Consider the following 15,595-nt stretch of genomic DNA (forward strand, 5'->3'; position numbering starts at 1 on the left):
ATGCTGTTGCGGCGAAGATAGTTGAGGGGTAGCCCTCTGCAAAAATAGCTCGGTGCCAGGTTTGTATTACAAAACAGAACAGAGCCTTCCTACACTTCAGGAGGCTCTGTTTTGTTTCATGGGTAGACTCGTTAAGGTGATTTGTGGGTGTTTAGTTAATCGTTTAGCGTTTCAGGGAATTCTTGAATTCAACGAACGTTGTTTTGATGAATCATCAAGGATGGGGCATTTATGTCAAGTGCAGGTTTGAACAAGTGGATCGTCAGTGGCAATTTAGCGGCTGATGCTCAGGTGAAAACGGTTGAGTTACGTAGCGGCGAAACTGCACAAGTTGCTGAGGCGACGTTGTATGTTCGAAAACAGCGTAGCCGCGATGACTCGTTTACTGTAAGGCTTAGTATTTGGGAAAAGTCTTATGCTTGGCGTAAGCTTCCATACCTCAGAAAAGGGTCTCTAATTATTTGCACAGGCAGCGTTGAACCAAATCCTTTCATCTCAAGCAACGGAAATATGCCAAAGGCAGGTCTAGAAATGACTGTGCTGGATATTGACCTAGATCGAGTGAAGAGTACTGAGGATGAAGAGAACCAGGCAGAAGGCAGTTCTATTGAAGACTCCCCTCAACTGATTGCAGTGGAGTTTTAACGACTTGTAGGAGCGATCGCCGTTAGCCGCTCAAAATTTGATGGATCGATCGCCCTTTTCTTATTTTGCTCTAGCTTCCAAGCTCTCCAATCGACTCCTCAGTTCCTGGTTATCCTTCTTCAGTTGATCTACTTCTTCTTGCAATTTTTTGACGGCTTTGTCTGAGCCTATGGCTTTTTGAACCCGCTGGATTGCTTCTTCGGCAATGCGACGAACTCGACCGTCTGGAGTTTGGTCGGCAAGAGATTGCAGGATGGCGATCGCACTTGGTGTTTCCATTTGACCCAGTGCCACGACAACCGCTACTTGAGTGAGGAAGAAGGTTTCGTTGGACAACTCCTCCAACCGATTGAGAATACGTTCTACGTTAATGTTGCTTTGTCCGGTTGAAATAGCCCCCAAGGCACGAATAGCAGAAAGTCGTAGCGCTTGTGGAACCCCCGAAGTAGTGTATTTGAGAACGAGATCAAGAGCGACTTCAGACGTTTTCATCTGGCTTAGGCCGGCAATCGCTCCACTTCTTACGGTTTCGTTCCAACCTGCTCGGTTCTCCAAAGCCGATTGCAGCAAGTTCAATGCCTCGCCTTCTGTTGCAGTGTTGTTTGAAAGCCCTGCGGCTATAGTGCCGATGGCTCGGACGCTGGCCGCTTCAACATAGTAGCTAACGTCCCCATTCTGGGCGATTGATTCAATAGCGTTGTAGCTTTCATTGGTTTTGAACTTGGCTAGAGCCTCAACCGTGCTGCGGCGTACCCTTGAATTCAGGTCTTTTAACCCTTTAACCAATCCTTCAAACGCCTGGTCTAGCTTGACAGAAGCCAGTTGACTGGCTATTTCTGCTCGGACTCCCCAAAAGGCTTCGTTTTCTAAAGCGTGAGACAACACGGTTACTGCCTCTAAACCGCCCTTTTTGGCCAGCGCTTCAACTGCGTAGATTCGAGAAATTGGATCAGGATCGAACTGCACTTGGGACTTGAGTTCAGCAAGCGGATACTCCAATGTGACGGTTTTAAGAGTGTGATTGCCGACATCGAAGCTGATGAACTGAGGCTTTGGTAGTGGGAAATAGAAGCTTTGCTCACGCTCATGAATACGAACGGTAAACGTTTTTAACTCCTTGAACTGATTGGTTTCGACGTAGCCAAAACCAATTGGTATCTTCAAGTCAAACAAACCGCTGTTGCTACTTCTATCCCCTTCTTTTGCCTGGGTTTGGGTGATAGTGATTTTGGCGAGGTTGCTGTCCCCGTCCCAAGCATAGGCAACCGTGTAATCGGGATGTCCGCCTCGAAAAACATATTGATCGAACAAAAATTGCAAATTACGCCCGGTAGCTTTGTCGATCGCCCTTAACAAGTCAACTGTTTCTACTGTTTGATGAGCATTGTCTTGAACGAACGTGTGAATAGCTTTGGCAAAGAGTTGGTCGCTTAACGCTGCCCGAATCATGTGATAGACGCAAGCTCCCTTCTCATAGAGATGACGATCGTACAGTTCGATCGCTTCTCGATAAATATGAGTCACAATGGGGCGGCGATAGCGTGAGCTGTCTTCATCGAGGTAACTTCGGGCTTCGTTGAGAAGATAGTAGGCCGCTTCATCGGCACCATACTCGTAGTCAGTCCATAGCACTTCAGAGTAGGATGCCATGCCTTCTTTCAACCAGGCATGAGACCAGTGTTTGATGACCACCAAATCTCCGAACCATTGGTGCGCCAATTCGTGAGCCACTAAGCTTTCAGCGTTGCGATTGTCTAATGCGGCTCGTTCATCTAGTAAGCAGCGATCGGTCAGCAGCGTGGTTGATGTGTTTTCCATGCCGCCGAAGATAAAATCATCTACGCAGACCTGAGCATATTTGGGATAGGGATAGGGGTAGCCAAAGGTCTGACTAAAGAATTCAATCATCCGGGGCGTTTTGCCCATCGTGCGGCGGGCATCGGCTTCGCGTCCCTTCTCGACGTAATAGGTTACTGGCCGGCCTTGCCATTCGTCACGGATCTCGGCGAAGTCGCCAACCGCTAAGGTCATTAAGTAGGTTGGATGGACTTGCTTTTGAACCCAGTGGTAAATTTTGTCGTTGCCATCTTCTTCTGTGCTAACCAGCTCTCCGTTAGAGATTGCCACAAATGGTTGGGAAACGCGTACTCGAATTTCAGACGTTGCCAGTTGGCCTGGGTAATCGAAGCATGGGAACCAGAAGCGCGAGTCTTCATCTTCTCCCTGAGTCCAGACCTGGGTTGGTTTATTGGGATAGTGCGGGTTGGGTGTGATGAAGTAAAGCCCTCGTTGGGGGTGATCCACACTGTAGGCGATCGCCACTGTGATTGGCTTTCCTGCCTCCGTTGCTGCTTGTAGCTTGATCTGCAACTGTTCACCGTCATGATCAAAGTCTTGAGCCGTATTTCCAACGGTGACAGAGATGATGTTGAGATGAACTGCATCAAGCGTGAGGCGATCGATACCGCTTTGAACTGGATTAAGACGAATGCTACAGGTGCCTTGATACCGCTGATTGGGAATGTCTAATTCTAAATCTAGAAACAGGTGCTCAACTTGGCCAGGGCGATCGGGATTGTAGTGAGGTTTTGCACCTGGAAGTTCAAAGGATTTACGTCCGTTGTTGTCGGTATCAAAGGAAAAATGCAGCATTAGGAGGAGTGCTAAGAACGCTAATGAATTTTGTGAGGTCAGGAAAAATGATTTTGAAGCAAATACCTCTTACAGGTTAACCGCCCAAAGCCAGTGAATGTCTATTGATCCTGCATTCTGCCCTAAGATAACCGTTGCTGTCTACGTTTTTTAGCTGTTAAGTAAAAATCAATTTAATCTCATTATGAGAAGCTAATTACTCAATAGAGTCGGGATGGGAGTGGCTTTCAGCGGGCGGAACCGGATCATAGCCGCCGGGATGAAATGGATGACAGCGTGAAATGCGCCGCATTGCCAACCCACTGCCGCGCCACACTCCGTGACGGGCGATCGCTTCAATTGCATATTGAGAACAGGTGGGTTGAAAGCGACAAACCGGGGGGTAGAGCGGTGAAATGAGAAGCCGATACCCCCGAATTAAGGTGACGACGAGCATCTTCATAGCTTCATTTTATGGCATCTCTTTCGCCGTGTGGCTGCTCACCAGTGTTGGGGCAGGTCTGGGTTGAGCCAGAAGGAACAGGCTACTGGCTGAGATAGGGGGAAGTCTGAAGCCATTTCTCATTAGGATTGGAAGTAAACCCCTCCATCTATCACCGCTATGACTCAAACAGAACATATCCTGTCTGCTTTACCGGGAGATGTCTTATCTGGACTTCGGCAAGCCGATCGCCTCTGGCGAGCCTACTGCGAGGATACATTACCCCACCCAACGGTGATTAAAGAAAGTCAGGAACTGCTGGGGACGGTGGATTGGGATGTCGTCATTTGCGGCGGCACATTAGGCATTATGGTGGGTGCTGCCTTGGCACAGGCCGGTTGGCGCGTTGCCCTGGTTGAGCGCGGGCAATTGCGGGGGCGGGAGCAGGAATGGAATATTTCTCGCAACGAACTCCAGGTGTTGGTTGAGTTGAACCTGCTGAGCGAGGCTGAACTGGAACAGGCGATCGCCACAGAGTACAACCCTGGCCGGATTAGCTTTCATCAAGGCGTTGAGCTGTGGGTTGAGGATGTTCTGAATGTGGGTGTAGATCCCGTCTTCTTGCTGGATACGCTGAAAGCAAGGTTTTTGGCAGCAGGCGGTCAGTTGTTAGAACACACTGCCTTTGAAGGGGCTGTTGTGCATGGTGACGGTGTTAACGTTGCGGCTGGAGATGGGTTGAAGACTCGGTTGCTGATAGATGCCATGGGGCACTTTTCTCCAATTTCGCGCCAAGCTCGTCAAAACCGTCAACCCGATGCTGTTTGTATGGTGGTAGGAACCTGTGCCACTGGATTTCCTGAGAACAAAACAGGGGATTTGTTTGCCTCGTTTACGCCAACCCAAAATCACTGCCAGTATTTTTGGGAAGCATTTCCGGCACGTGATGGTAGAACGACTTACCTGTTCACATACCTGGATGCCCATCCCGATCGCCCCAGTTTAGAACATTTGTTTGACGAGTATTGGCGGCTACTGCCTGCCTACCAGGGAGCAGAAATAGCGCAGTTACAGGTTAAACGGGCACTATTTGGCTTTTTTCCCTGTTATCGGCAAAGCCCTTTGCAATCTCAATGGAATCGAACTTTGCCAGTGGGTGATAGCAGTGGCAACCAGTCGCCGCTGAGCTTTGGCGGGTTTGGTGCCATGATCCGTCATCTTAAACGGTTGACTCAGGGGGTTCATGCGGCGCTGGAGGCTGATCTGCTCAGCCGCCAGCATTTAGCCATGCTTCAGCCTTACCAACCTAATTTGACTGTGACCTGGCTGTTTCAACGAGCGATGAGCGTTGGCGTGGAGCAAGAAATTGCCCCCAACCAAATTAACCAACTGCTTTCAAGCGTGTTTCAACAAATGGAACAGTTGGGCGATCCGGTGCTAAGGCCATTTCTACAAGATGTGGTGCAGTTTCCGGCACTGTGCCAAACCTTGCTGCGAACATCCATTTACCATCCCCTGTTGGTGCTAAAAATTCTGCCGCATGTGGGGCTAATGACATTGCTTGAATGGGTGATTCACTATGTCAATTTGGGGATCTATGCTGGATTGTATCCCCTTGCCAGTGCAGTCCGTCCCTGGTTCAAGGAGATGCCATTGGCTCAACAATACTATATCGATCGCTGGCTTGAAGCCTTGCAGTACGGATCAGGTGGCGATTATGAGGACATGCAACGATGAAGAAAGCGCTGTACATGCTGGCTGAGTTCAGCGATCGCGACTTTGAGTGGCTGTTAACTGCTGGTACCAAACGAGACATTGCTGCTGGTACTACCTTGATCTATGAAGGGATACCGACAGATGCGTTGTACATTGTGCTAAACGGATCGTTGGCTGTACTGGTAGAAGCCTTTGGCGGTGAAGAAATTGCCCAACTGCACCAGGGCGAGGTGGTAGGGGAAATGTCGCTGATTGATACTCGCCTGCCGTCTGCTACGGTAAAGGCGGCTGAAGATTCTATAGTTTGGGCGATTCCGCGATCGCAGTTGACCCGGAAACTGGGGCAAGATGTGGCGTTTGCGGCGCACTTTTATCATGCGATCGCGGCTTTCCTGTCGGATCGGTTGCGGGGAACCGTAAGTCGATTGGGCTACAACAAAGACCAGCCAGACTCAGAAAATGACAACGACATTAATCCAGATACATTAAAGAGTTTAGAACTGGCGCAAATTCGTCTGGATTGGTTGCTAACTCGCCTCAAAGAAGCGTCTTAATGCTGACCTATGGAGTTCTCACTAGCAAGACAGCGGTTTTATCAAGAAGTGCGTCAGCCTGAAGGCGAAATCGATTTGGCCAGGGCTGCACTGTATCTAGCCCAGGAAGAGTATCCGAACCTTGAGCCAGAAAACTATCTCAGCACCTTAGAAACAATGGCAGCCGAGGTAGAGGAACGGTTGCCGCAGGAGCAGTACCCCCTGCGGGTCATTCAAACCATCAATCGCTACCTGTATGACGATTTGGGCTTTAGCGGCAACCAGGCCGACTATTATGACCCGCGAAACAGCTATTTGAATCAGGTACTCGATCGGCGCACTGGTATTCCCATCACCTTATCGCTGGTGTATTTGGAGATTGCTCGCCGGGTTAACTTTCCTATGGTCGGCATTGGTATGCCCAGTCATTTTTTGATTCGCCCGACCGTTGGCCAAATGGAAGTATTTGTTGATCCGTTCCATCAGGGGGAGGTGTTGTTTTTGGAGGACTGCCAGGAGCGACTCAGCCAACTGTATGGTAGACCGATCGAAATTCAGCCGGAGTTTGTGGAAGCGGTAACCGCAGAGCAATTCCTGGCGCGGATGCTGTCCAATCTTAAGATGATTTACCTTAACCGAGAGGAAATTGAGAAAGCGCTGGCGGCGATCGAACGCATTTTGTTGCTGTTTCCTGATGCGGCCTTCGAACGGCGCGATCGCGGCTTACTCTACTATCATCTCGGTCGGTGGACAGAAGCTACCACCGATTTAGAAGCTTATTTAATGGATATGCCAACGGCTCAGGATACTCCTGTGATTTTGCAACTGCTAGAGCAAATGAGCCAGGAAAACAGCGATTGAAGTTGGTGAGGCTACTGAACCACCTGGCTGCCATGACTGCGAGGATCGTCTGAGCCCGTTTTGGGTAGGGTAGATGGCTCAACTTCAGAGATTTTGCCGCGTGCGGTTTGCAGATATGGAAGAGACTGCCCGGTGGCTAGCGCGTCTAAATTGGCGGCCATCACTGATTTTGGCTGTTCTCCAATGGCGCTGGCGATCGCTTCACCCTGTTCATCTAAATAAACAAAATGAGGGATGCCATCCACTCGATAATGCAATAATTCCGGCAGCCATTTGTTGTTGTCTACGTTTAGCATGACAAAATTAACGCGATCGCCATACTCTTGCTTCAGGGTATCCAAATCCTCTGCCATTGCCTGACAGGTTGTACACCAGTTGGCATAGAACTCTAACAACGTTGGTTTGTGGTTAGTCAGCGCCAGTTCCATTGGCGTTGCGGCCTCGGCCATAGCGGATAGCGACACGGAGTTGGTTTCGGTACGCAACCCAAAGAAGACCGCCGTGCTGAGGGCGATCGCCACCAGTACAATCACCAAATTTCTGATGCGTGCGGCCAGGTTAAAGTCAGGCTGGGGATTGGGGGTTGGAGCCGAGTTGGGATTAACTGTCATAGGGGCTTGAGGATATCTACTTCGTGTGAATATTTGCCAGAATTGATCAAGCAGGTGGTTAAGAGATTGTTTTAAACGTATCAAATGGGCTGCATCCGCCCTCCAAATCCCTCAAGGTTGAGGACTTAGCGGCAAGCCAGAAACGGCGACGGTTTGTGACAATCGACACTTTCAAGCCATTCTCTAAGAGCCAGTGGAATGCGCCACGACGCTCTTAATTTTCAGTCTAACGGAACTCGTTCAAGGGACTATGTTGTGAAGAAGCGAGCCACACTTACCTTTCCAAAACGTGCGGTTCACATGCCCGTTACCTATCGATTGGCAAAGGACTTTAACGTTGCGGCAAACATCATTCGGGCACAGGTTGCGCCTAATCAAATTGGCACCCTGGTGGTTGAGCTATCGGGAGATATTGATCAACTGGATGCGGCAATAGACTGGTTGCGATCGCAAGATATTGGCATTTCCACCGCGAGTCGAGAAATAGTGATCGACGAGGAGACCTGTGTTCACTGCGGGTTGTGTACAGGGGTATGCCCCACAGAAGCGCTAAATCTTGACCCCCAAACCTTTCGACTCAACTTTACGCGATCGCGCTGTGTGGTTTGCGAGCAGTGTATTCCCACCTGTCCTGTGCAAGCTATTTCTATCAATCTCTAACCTGTGGATCTAACTCGCGGATGGCATTTTGGCTTTCTCGAATGCGCTACGTTTAAAAAACGTAACGAAATGCAGAGAATTTTGAAGAATGAATGGTCAAACGGGCTTCGTTCATAAGCCTTACCTGAAGCTCAACTCTACTGGCTGGTTGAACGCGATTAGCCAGGGGCAACAATTCCTTCAAGCTAATACCGGAACGATTGTTGCAGCCACCATTCTATTGCTGTGGGGAGGTAGCCTGGTTGCGCTGGCACCGATCGCACTTTCAGACCTCGGTGGATGGCTGCTCCCGGCTATTTTGGTTCGCACCTTTTTACATACTGGACTGTTTATTGTCGCCCATGATGCGATGCACGGCACGGTTTGTTCCCACAATCGGAAACTCAACCATGCCATTGGCCGATTTGCTATTAGCCTCTATGCGTTTCTGCGGTACGATCGCAGCCTGGAAAAGCACTGGAGCCATCATCGTCAGCCGGGCAGAGAAGGTGACCCAGACTTTCATGGCAAAACGCACCGTCACCCAATTGCCTGGTATCTCACCTTTATGAGCCGTTATCTCGACCGCAGCCAAAATCTAATTTTGATGGTGGGCATGGGCAGCCTGTTTTTTGCCCTCCATCTGGTTCTCAACGCACCGTTCATCAATCTTATGCTGCTCTGGGTGCTGCCCATTGTTTTGAGTTCGGTTCAGCTATTTTATTTCGGCACCTACTTGCCGCATCGCCAGCCTGAACAGGGTTACGACAACCCTCACCATGCCCAAAGCCTTTCCTGCTCGGCCTTGTGGTCATTTGTAACCTGTTATCACTTTGGCTACCACTGGGAGCATCATGAATACCCGCAGCTCCCGTGGTATGCCTTACCGTCTGTCCGCGATCGCTAGCTGATTCTGAGCAGTTCTACATCAAACAGCAGCGTTGAGTTTGCTGGAATGGGTCCCACATTGCGAGAACCGTACCCCAGGTTAGGCGGAATAATGAGCTGCCGCCGCCCACCAACTTTCATGGTGCTAATGCCTTCATCCCACCCCTGGATCACTCGACCTGCTCCTAGTTGAAAGGAAAAGGGTTGGTTGCGATCGCGTGAGCTGTCAAACTTAGTTCCATCTTCCAGAGTGCCTGTGTAGTGTACATACACCGTCTGCCCTGCTTGAGGGGTGGCACCGCTGCCTTCTTCGATGTCTACATACTGCAAACCAGATTCAGTGGTAACCACGTTATCTTCTGTCGAATCGGGTAGTTGAGCCATAATGGTTTGGGGTAGAGGGCTGATGTCTTCGATCGCCACGGCAGGCGTTTCTGTGGTCGTCAAATTGGCGGCGATCGCATCTCCACGATTGGTGAATTGAGCAACCACCAAGAAGAGGCAACAAGCCACCATAACGCCCAAGCTGATGAGAATTTCTTTCACCGTCAATCCTCCTGATTGCTTACATACACCTGCGTTTAGCGAATAGCAGTCGCAGACCGTTTTTCAGTTTAGCCCTATCCGTTCCATCAGTCTATGACCACCAGCAGAGCCGCCAGACCCTGAATTTAACCCTGCTGCCGACTAACGCCACAGTTTGTTTTCTAAATCGCGCACCTGGCGCTCAAGCCGATCGAGCCGCCCCCGCAACTCATCCATTTCGTTTTGGCGAGGCACCCCAAGGTCTTGAAGCACGTTCCGCAACTGCCGCTGCATTTGCACCTCAAAACTGCTTTGCTCGGTCTTGAGCTGTTGCATCAAATCGTCTACAAAACCGCTAGCCTGTTCAGGGTCAAGTTTGCCGTCTCGCACCCACTGATCGCTAACCTGGCGCAACCGCTCGGCAACCAGCGAGGTGGTGCCAATTCCAATCATGAGTAACTGCTTAAGCAGATTGTTGCTATCCATGCTGTATTCCTATTAGTTTGCCTTTCAAGAGAGTTAGCCCAAGGCAATAGAGCTTGATATTCTGTTCCGGATTGCTTCCAGCCTACAGTACCTATTCTGGCAAATTTGGCATGCTGTAAGCAGAAAACAATCGTTTAGATGTAGCAGGAATAACTAAATGGTAATTGAGTGGTTGCAAATCAACGTCGTCCCCCCGTTACGAGAACACTATATTCAGAAGGATACAGAGATCTGGACTGCGTTTCTCTCCCGCTATCCCGGTTTTTTGGGCAAAGAGATCTGGATCAACCCTGATAACGTAGCTGAGCTAATTATTGTGATTCGTTGGGCAACGCGCGAGGCGTGGAAGTCGATTCCCGAAGCCGCGTTACAGGAGGTCAATCGCCAATTTAATGAAGCGATCGGCTCTGGTAACCATCAGCTTGTCGCGTCTGCTGAATATCAAGTGCGTAAGTTTCCTCAATAATCTCTGTAAGATGCCAACTTGCTGTGTTAGCTTCCTTTGTTCTCGGTTTCTGTCAACCCCTTTGCAGGAGGAACGTGGGTCTGGGCTAGCATACAAAATAGAACTGCTGTCTCTCTACCAAGGCTGATGCTTGATTGTCCTCGTTGTCGCCAGCCTGTCGATAAACAGGCGATCGCGTGTCCCTACTGCAACGCTACGCTAAAGGCGTACGGTCATCCTGGCATTACAATTCATCGGGAAACGGGCGAGGGATATTTGTGCGAAAGCTGCACTTACCATGAGGACGACACCTGCACATTTCCGCAACGCCCATATGCCAGGGAATGTACGCTTTACCGCAACAAAATGCGGCCAACTCTGGCGCAGCCCACTTATACCCCCGGCTTTGGCGGTTCCGTAAGGCTATGGGTTAACCGGAATGGCCTGTTGCTTGGGCTGGCAGGGTTGCTGCTTATCAGTTTCCTGCTCGTCCTGTTTAGCCGTTAGGTTCCTTCTCGGTAGGTGCCGCACGCAGCGTGCCTTTTGTTGAAGTTTTGCGAAGTCTTTGTGCCTAACGGGAGAAGACTTGGTCTACTTAAATTACTTTGCATCTCAACACGGTTATGGTATCGACTAGTACTCCCCTTGTCCTCAGGATTACTAAGCCTACGTTTTTGAAGCGTCGGGTTGCTGCGGCAGATAGTCTGGGGGCTGACGAAAAAGTAGCCAAGGGGCCTTGTCGGATTCCGCTGCACTCCTATGCGTATAGCGTTCCAGGCGAAAACCTACAAAATCACTACAAAGTGTCGTTGAGCGGGCCATACAAGGGGTCAAGCGTTTGGTATGTCTACAAAGACCACTGCCAGATCGAAGATGCCAACACGACCCAGGCAGCACGCCCTGCGGAGAAGCCGTTGGTCTTGCGGATTACAAAGCCAACTCTGCTCAAGCGCCGTCCTGTTGCCGCAGAAGCGCTAGATGTGACCGACAAGATTGCGAAAAACCCCTGCCGGATTTACATTCACTCCTATGCCTACACCGTGCCGGGAGAGGATTTAAAGGGGCATGTTAAGGTCTGTTTTGAAGGCCCCGTTTTAGGCAACTCTAGCGTTTGGTACGTTTACAAAGATCACTGCCTGATTGAAGGAATAGACCCTCCCAAGCCAGCACAGCCAGCGTCATCCGGTTCTGGGACAGGCACTCGTCAAATCAACCAGGCTGGATTAGATTTGATCAAAAGCTTCGAGGGCTTGCGTCTGACGGCTTATATTTGCCCTGCGGGTGTGCCCACAATTGGCTATGGTTCAACCGCAGGCGTTAAAATGGGCGATCGCCTTACTCCGGCTCAAGCGGAAACACTCTTGAGGCGAGACCTGGTGCGGTTTGAGAAAGCGGTTGATACTTTAGTCAAGGTTCCCCTTACAGACAACCAGTTTAGTGCCCTGGTAAGCTTTGCATTCAATGTCGGCATTGGCGCACTTCAGCAATCGACACTGCTGAAGTTGATCAACCAAAAAAACTATCAGGCCGCCGCACAGGAACTATTGAAATGGAATCGCGGTGGCGGTCGCGTACTGCCCGGATTGACTCGCCGTCGAGTGGCAGAACAGCGTTTGTTTTTGCAACGGTAACTCCAACAGCATCGTAGGCATAGAGACGGCTGAACGGTAGACTGTCAGCCTTGTTTCCCGCTCCAACGACTGGTAAACTGACTTTCCTGATCGAGACTTACAACCTCAACCCTCAACCTCAACCCTGATGCCGCTTTCCTCTCAAGCGTCATCTGAGCCGTGATGAGATTTCTTTTTCCAGTGGCCAGACTGTTGAGCCGATTGCTTCGGAAGATACTCAATTTGAGCATTGATGCTTCTCAGATCATCGTCTGCCCACTGCTTCAACACGGTATATAGCTCCTGATCAATCCGGAGCAAAAACTTCTTTTTCTCGCTCACGTATACAATGTACCTGTGTTGATAACGGGTTGAGTTGCATTCTCCGAAACCAGGGCAACCAGTAAATTGTTGACCATTGCCGCCTTGCGTTCTTCGTCTAATTCAACCACTCGCTGTTCGCTCAAACGCGTCAGTGCCATTTCCACCATGCCCATTGCACCCTCGACGATCCGTTCCTTCGCTGCAATGACAGCAACCGCTTGCTGACGGCGCAGCATAGCTTGAGCAATTTCTGGTGCGTAAGCTAAATGGGTAATGCGGGCATCAATGACTTGCACCCCAGCGACTTCTAGTCGAGCCTGGGTTTCGTGCTTGAGGGCATCTGCGACATCATCTGGATTCCCGCGAAGCGATTGAGCTTCCAACTCATAATTGTCGTAGGGATAACGACTGGCAATGGCACGGAGTGCTGTTTCGCTCTGAATGGCTACGAATTCTCTGAAGGTTTCCACGTCAAAGATTGCTTTAGCAGAATCTACCACGCGCCAAACAACAACGGCGGCAATCTCGATTGGGCTACCCTGGGCATCATTCACTTTCAACTGTTCGCTGTTGAAGTTACGCACTCGTAGCGAAATCCTCTGTCGCTGCACTACCAGAGGAAGGGTCCAGTACAGCCCTGGCTCTCGAACACTACCTATGTAGCGACCAAACAGAATCAAAACTTCTGCCTGGTTGGGCTGAACCACGAAAAAGCCCAGCATCAATAACCCCGTAAGCAGCAGTAGTGTGCTGCCGATCGCAAATACGGTCGGATTCAGTAGCTCATTGTTTGCAATCGAAGTGGAACGCACCACCAGCAAGACACCGATTGCCAAAAGGACGGTGGCGATCGCCGCCACAACTAGCCCATTGATCGTCCAAGCCTTTGTCTCACGAATGTGGTTCATCCTTGCAGTCCAGCTTCGCGAAATGACATTGCCAAGCTAGCAAAGTGATATCACTTTGACAACATCAGGAGTTGGAGGACTTCCGAACCGTTTTCCGTTCAAAGACCCTCAGAATTGGCGGCTTAGCACTTGCGGAAAGCTCTTTTAAGAGGTTCTCTAAGGGTCGGAACTGGATCTGAGCAACAAGGAGTTCCCTCCTCCTTGTTCGGCTCCCATTGGGTTTTCCATAGAGAAGCTGGCAGAAACGGGCGCTTTCTCTTCCTGAAAAACGGCCAAGTCAAACCAAAAGGTTGTGCCTACTCCCACTTCGCTGACCAGTCTAACCAGGCTGTGGTGCTTCTCAATGATGTTGCGAACGATAGAAAGCCCCAAGCCCGTTCCTTCCAGCGTGTGAACCCGATTTTCTACTCGGAAGAAACGCTCAAAAATTGCTTTTTGATCTTCGGGATCAATTCCAATACCCGTGTCTGAAACCTCGATTCGCACCTGTGGAGTGGCGGACTGGTGGTGAGAGTTATCCTGGAGACGATAGGCGCGAATCGCAACTTTGCCGCCGGGTTGCGTAAATTTCAGCGCATTACCGACCAGGTTGGAAAAGACTTGCAGCAGCAAATCGTAGTTTCCTAAGACGGGGGGCAGGTCAGGCTCAATGTCTTGCATCAGTTCAATGCCCTTATCTTTCGCATTCAACTGATGAGTTCGTAGCGTTTGCTCGGTGGGTTGAATCAAATCAACGGCTTCAAACAGATAGCGCTTGTTTGATTCCAACCGTGACAGATCAAGAACATCGTTGACTAAGCGGGTGAGGCGATCGGTTTCTCGATTCGCGGTTTCCAAAAATTCGCGCCGTTCCCCCTCACTGAGGCTTTCTCCATATTCGTGCAGCGTTTCAATGAAGGATTTAATGTTAAACAGCGGTGTTCGCAGCTCATGGGAGACGTTGCTAATAAACTGGCTCTTGGCTTCGTTTAGCTCAGCTTCGCGTGTAATATCCTGCACCGTGATTGCAATGCCCTTAACGTTCTCACGGGATTGATCCAGTACGGTCGTTAGCAAAATTCGAACGGTGCGGCTGGTGGGTTCGGGAATGGTAATTCGAAATTCAGCGCCCTCCCGTTCTCGTAACATTTCCTCGGGCACGTCTCCAGCGGCAATTTGACGCAGAGGGCGTGTGAGCATTGCCTTGACCGATTCTGGGAGATGCTGGATAACGCTTCTGCCCACAATCTCACTGCTGCTATCCCACCCAAAAATTCGCTGGGCGGTTGGGTTGACCAGGATCACGTTCATGTTGGTGTCTAGCAAGACGGCTCCATCGGCAATAGTAGACACCAGCGTTTCTAATTTTGCTTTTTCGGCGGTCAGTTCTTCAATGTTTTGCTCTTCGTAGCGCTCCAGGCGCTCTGCCATTTCGTTGAAGTTGAGGATGAGTTCTCCCAGTTCACCGCCGAACGGTAGATCAATACGCTGTTTGAAGTTGCCAGCCGCAATGTTTTTAACCCCCACCAGCAACTCTTTGATGGGCTGTGTAATGGTCAGAGCATTGAATACGGCTCCTAAAATAACCATCACCCAGATCGAGACGAAAACGGCGATCGTGACATCACGGGTGAGATGAGACGAGGTGACAACCGTTGGATTTGGGTTAATGCCGATCGCCATTACCCCCATGTGCCTGCCTTCGTGCAGCAGCGGCACAAACACATCGGTCACTTCGCCATCGGGTGTCAAGTGCTGCCGCACCATCGGCTCTTCGACGTTCTCAGCGTAATTATCTGGAAGCTGCATCCGCCGCCGGATGGTGAGCGAATTTTGCACCTCCGACTCAGAAAATGGAATACCAAAAAAGATGTTGCCGTCCTCATCGGCGTACAGCATGTAGCGAATGCTGGTGGTGCTGCTATAGAACCGATGCGAAAACCGAGCCAGTTCGGTTCGATTATTCTCAGCGACCAGCGGTGCGACATTTGCTGCAAGCAGCAGACCCAGGTCACGACCAAACCGGGTGTCATTCAGGCGAGCATCTTGCTGAATCGTATTGACTGCCCAAAAGGTCAGCCCGCTCATGATTAGCGATACGACCAGGGTTGCAGCGGCCATCAAGCGCGTCTGGAGTGTGAACTCTGACCACCACCGAGCAATCATTTCTCTGAGTCGATTCAATAAAGCTATCAAAGTGGATATCTTAAGCGCGCGCGCAACAATCGAGATGTAATCTTCCAGGCTAAGGCAATTGACCGCGCCGAGGAACAACTACAACCTTAGATTTTATTGTTACATGGTAACCTGCTTAAGCCAGAAAGACGTTTCAGGACAACCGTTGAGGGTAGC

General features: G+C 50.2%; 17 protein-coding genes. 9 read left to right on the top strand and 8 right to left on the bottom strand.

What is annotated here, in order from left to right; translation table 11 throughout:
- The first annotated feature begins 231 nt into the window (after positions 1-231).
- On the top strand, positions 232-645 hold the full coding sequence (locus IQ268_RS02970; protein ID WP_193875424.1) for a single-stranded DNA-binding protein: 414 nt from the start codon (positions 232-234) through the stop codon (positions 643-645).
- Positions 646-705: 60 nt separating this feature from the next.
- Here IQ268_RS02970 and IQ268_RS02975 read toward each other — a convergent pair whose 3' ends face one another.
- Together IQ268_RS02975 and yidD are read right to left on the bottom strand one after the other, a co-directional pair.
- Positions 706-3,297 (bottom strand): M1 family metallopeptidase, encoded by a 2,592-nt coding sequence (locus tag IQ268_RS02975; protein WP_193875427.1) that lies wholly within the window; start codon positions 3,295-3,297, stop codon positions 706-708.
- A 196-nt stretch (positions 3,298-3,493) separates the two neighbouring features.
- Entirely contained in the window at positions 3,494-3,739 is a 246-nt protein-coding gene (yidD, locus tag IQ268_RS02980) for a membrane protein insertion efficiency factor YidD (RefSeq protein WP_193875429.1), read from the bottom strand.
- Positions 3,740-3,898: 159 nt separating this feature from the next.
- Between yidD and IQ268_RS02985 the strand changes: the two genes are divergently transcribed.
- The 3 genes from IQ268_RS02985 to IQ268_RS02995 are packed head-to-tail and all read left to right on the top strand — an operon-like array spanning position 3,899 to position 6,828.
- Positions 3,899-5,455 carry an FAD-binding oxidoreductase gene (locus IQ268_RS02985; protein ID WP_193875431.1) on the top strand — a complete coding sequence of 519 codons (1,557 nt, stop codon included), beginning with the start codon at positions 3,899-3,901 and terminating at the stop codon, positions 5,453-5,455.
- Entirely contained in the window at positions 5,452-5,988 is a 537-nt protein-coding gene (locus IQ268_RS02990) for a cyclic nucleotide-binding domain-containing protein (RefSeq protein ID WP_193875433.1), read from the top strand. The genes IQ268_RS02985 and IQ268_RS02990 overlap by 4 nt, the downstream gene beginning before the upstream one ends.
- A gap of 9 nt (positions 5,989-5,997) precedes the next feature.
- Positions 5,998-6,828 carry a SirB1 family protein gene (locus tag IQ268_RS02995; protein WP_193875434.1) on the top strand — a complete coding sequence of 277 codons (831 nt, stop codon included), beginning with the start codon at positions 5,998-6,000 and terminating at the stop codon, positions 6,826-6,828.
- A gap of 11 nt (positions 6,829-6,839) precedes the next feature.
- On the opposite strand, the gene IQ268_RS03000 is transcribed toward IQ268_RS02995, so the two are convergent.
- Positions 6,840-7,439 (bottom strand): thioredoxin family protein, encoded by a 600-nt coding sequence (locus tag IQ268_RS03000; RefSeq protein ID WP_193875436.1) that lies wholly within the window; start codon positions 7,437-7,439, stop codon positions 6,840-6,842.
- 255 nt (positions 7,440-7,694) lie between these two features.
- Here IQ268_RS03000 and IQ268_RS03005 point away from each other — a divergent pair, with 255 nt between their 5' ends.
- Positions 7,695-8,099: an NIL domain-containing protein gene (locus IQ268_RS03005; protein WP_193875832.1), complete on the top strand. Its 405-nt coding sequence runs from the start codon at positions 7,695-7,697 to the stop codon at positions 8,097-8,099.
- An 88-nt stretch (positions 8,100-8,187) separates the two neighbouring features.
- Positions 8,188-8,985 (top strand): fatty acid desaturase, encoded by a 798-nt coding sequence (locus tag IQ268_RS03010; protein WP_193875438.1) that lies wholly within the window; start codon positions 8,188-8,190, stop codon positions 8,983-8,985.
- Here the strand turns inward: IQ268_RS03010 and IQ268_RS03015 are convergent.
- The gene (locus tag IQ268_RS03015; RefSeq protein WP_193875440.1) at positions 8,982-9,512 is read right to left on the bottom strand and encodes an FKBP-type peptidyl-prolyl cis-trans isomerase; all 531 of its coding nucleotides are present in this window, start codon (positions 9,510-9,512) and stop codon (positions 8,982-8,984) included. The two genes, IQ268_RS03010 and IQ268_RS03015, sit on opposite strands and share 4 nt — an antisense overlap.
- A gap of 141 nt (positions 9,513-9,653) precedes the next feature.
- Positions 9,654-9,977 carry a phasin family protein gene (locus IQ268_RS03020; protein ID WP_193875441.1) on the bottom strand — a complete coding sequence of 108 codons (324 nt, stop codon included), beginning with the start codon at positions 9,975-9,977 and terminating at the stop codon, positions 9,654-9,656.
- 157 nt (positions 9,978-10,134) lie between these two features.
- Between IQ268_RS03020 and IQ268_RS03025 the strand changes: the two genes are divergently transcribed.
- The 3 genes from IQ268_RS03025 (at position 10,135) to IQ268_RS03035 (ending at position 12,053) form a co-directional block, all read left to right on the top strand.
- Positions 10,135-10,443, top strand: coding sequence for a TIGR03792 family protein (locus tag IQ268_RS03025; protein ID WP_193875443.1), 309 nt, complete (start codon positions 10,135-10,137; stop codon positions 10,441-10,443).
- A gap of 126 nt (positions 10,444-10,569) precedes the next feature.
- Positions 10,570-10,929 carry a zinc ribbon domain-containing protein gene (locus tag IQ268_RS03030; protein ID WP_193875445.1) on the top strand — a complete coding sequence of 120 codons (360 nt, stop codon included), beginning with the start codon at positions 10,570-10,572 and terminating at the stop codon, positions 10,927-10,929.
- Between the two features lie 116 nt (positions 10,930-11,045).
- A complete protein-coding gene (locus IQ268_RS03035) occupies positions 11,046-12,053 on the top strand; it encodes a lysozyme (protein ID WP_193875447.1) in 1,008 nt (335 codons plus the stop codon).
- Positions 12,054-12,194: 141 nt separating this feature from the next.
- On the opposite strand, the gene IQ268_RS03040 is transcribed toward IQ268_RS03035, so the two are convergent.
- The 3 genes from IQ268_RS03040 to nblS form a co-directional block, all read right to left on the bottom strand.
- Entirely contained in the window at positions 12,195-12,374 is a 180-nt protein-coding gene (locus tag IQ268_RS03040; RefSeq protein ID WP_193875449.1) for a hypothetical protein, read from the bottom strand.
- A complete protein-coding gene (locus IQ268_RS03045; protein ID WP_193875451.1) occupies positions 12,371-13,264 on the bottom strand; it encodes an SPFH domain-containing protein in 894 nt (297 codons plus the stop codon). The genes IQ268_RS03040 and IQ268_RS03045 overlap by 4 nt, the downstream gene beginning before the upstream one ends.
- A 156-nt stretch (positions 13,265-13,420) precedes the next feature.
- Positions 13,421-15,409: a two-component system sensor histidine kinase NblS gene (gene nblS, locus IQ268_RS03050; RefSeq protein ID WP_228035045.1), complete on the bottom strand. Its 1,989-nt coding sequence runs from the start codon at positions 15,407-15,409 to the stop codon at positions 13,421-13,423.
- Positions 15,410-15,595: the final 186 nt, after the last annotated feature.

The organism is Oculatella sp. LEGE 06141, assembly GCF_015207605.1.
Taxonomy (GTDB): Bacteria; Cyanobacteriota; Cyanobacteriia; order Elainellales; family Elainellaceae; genus Oculatella.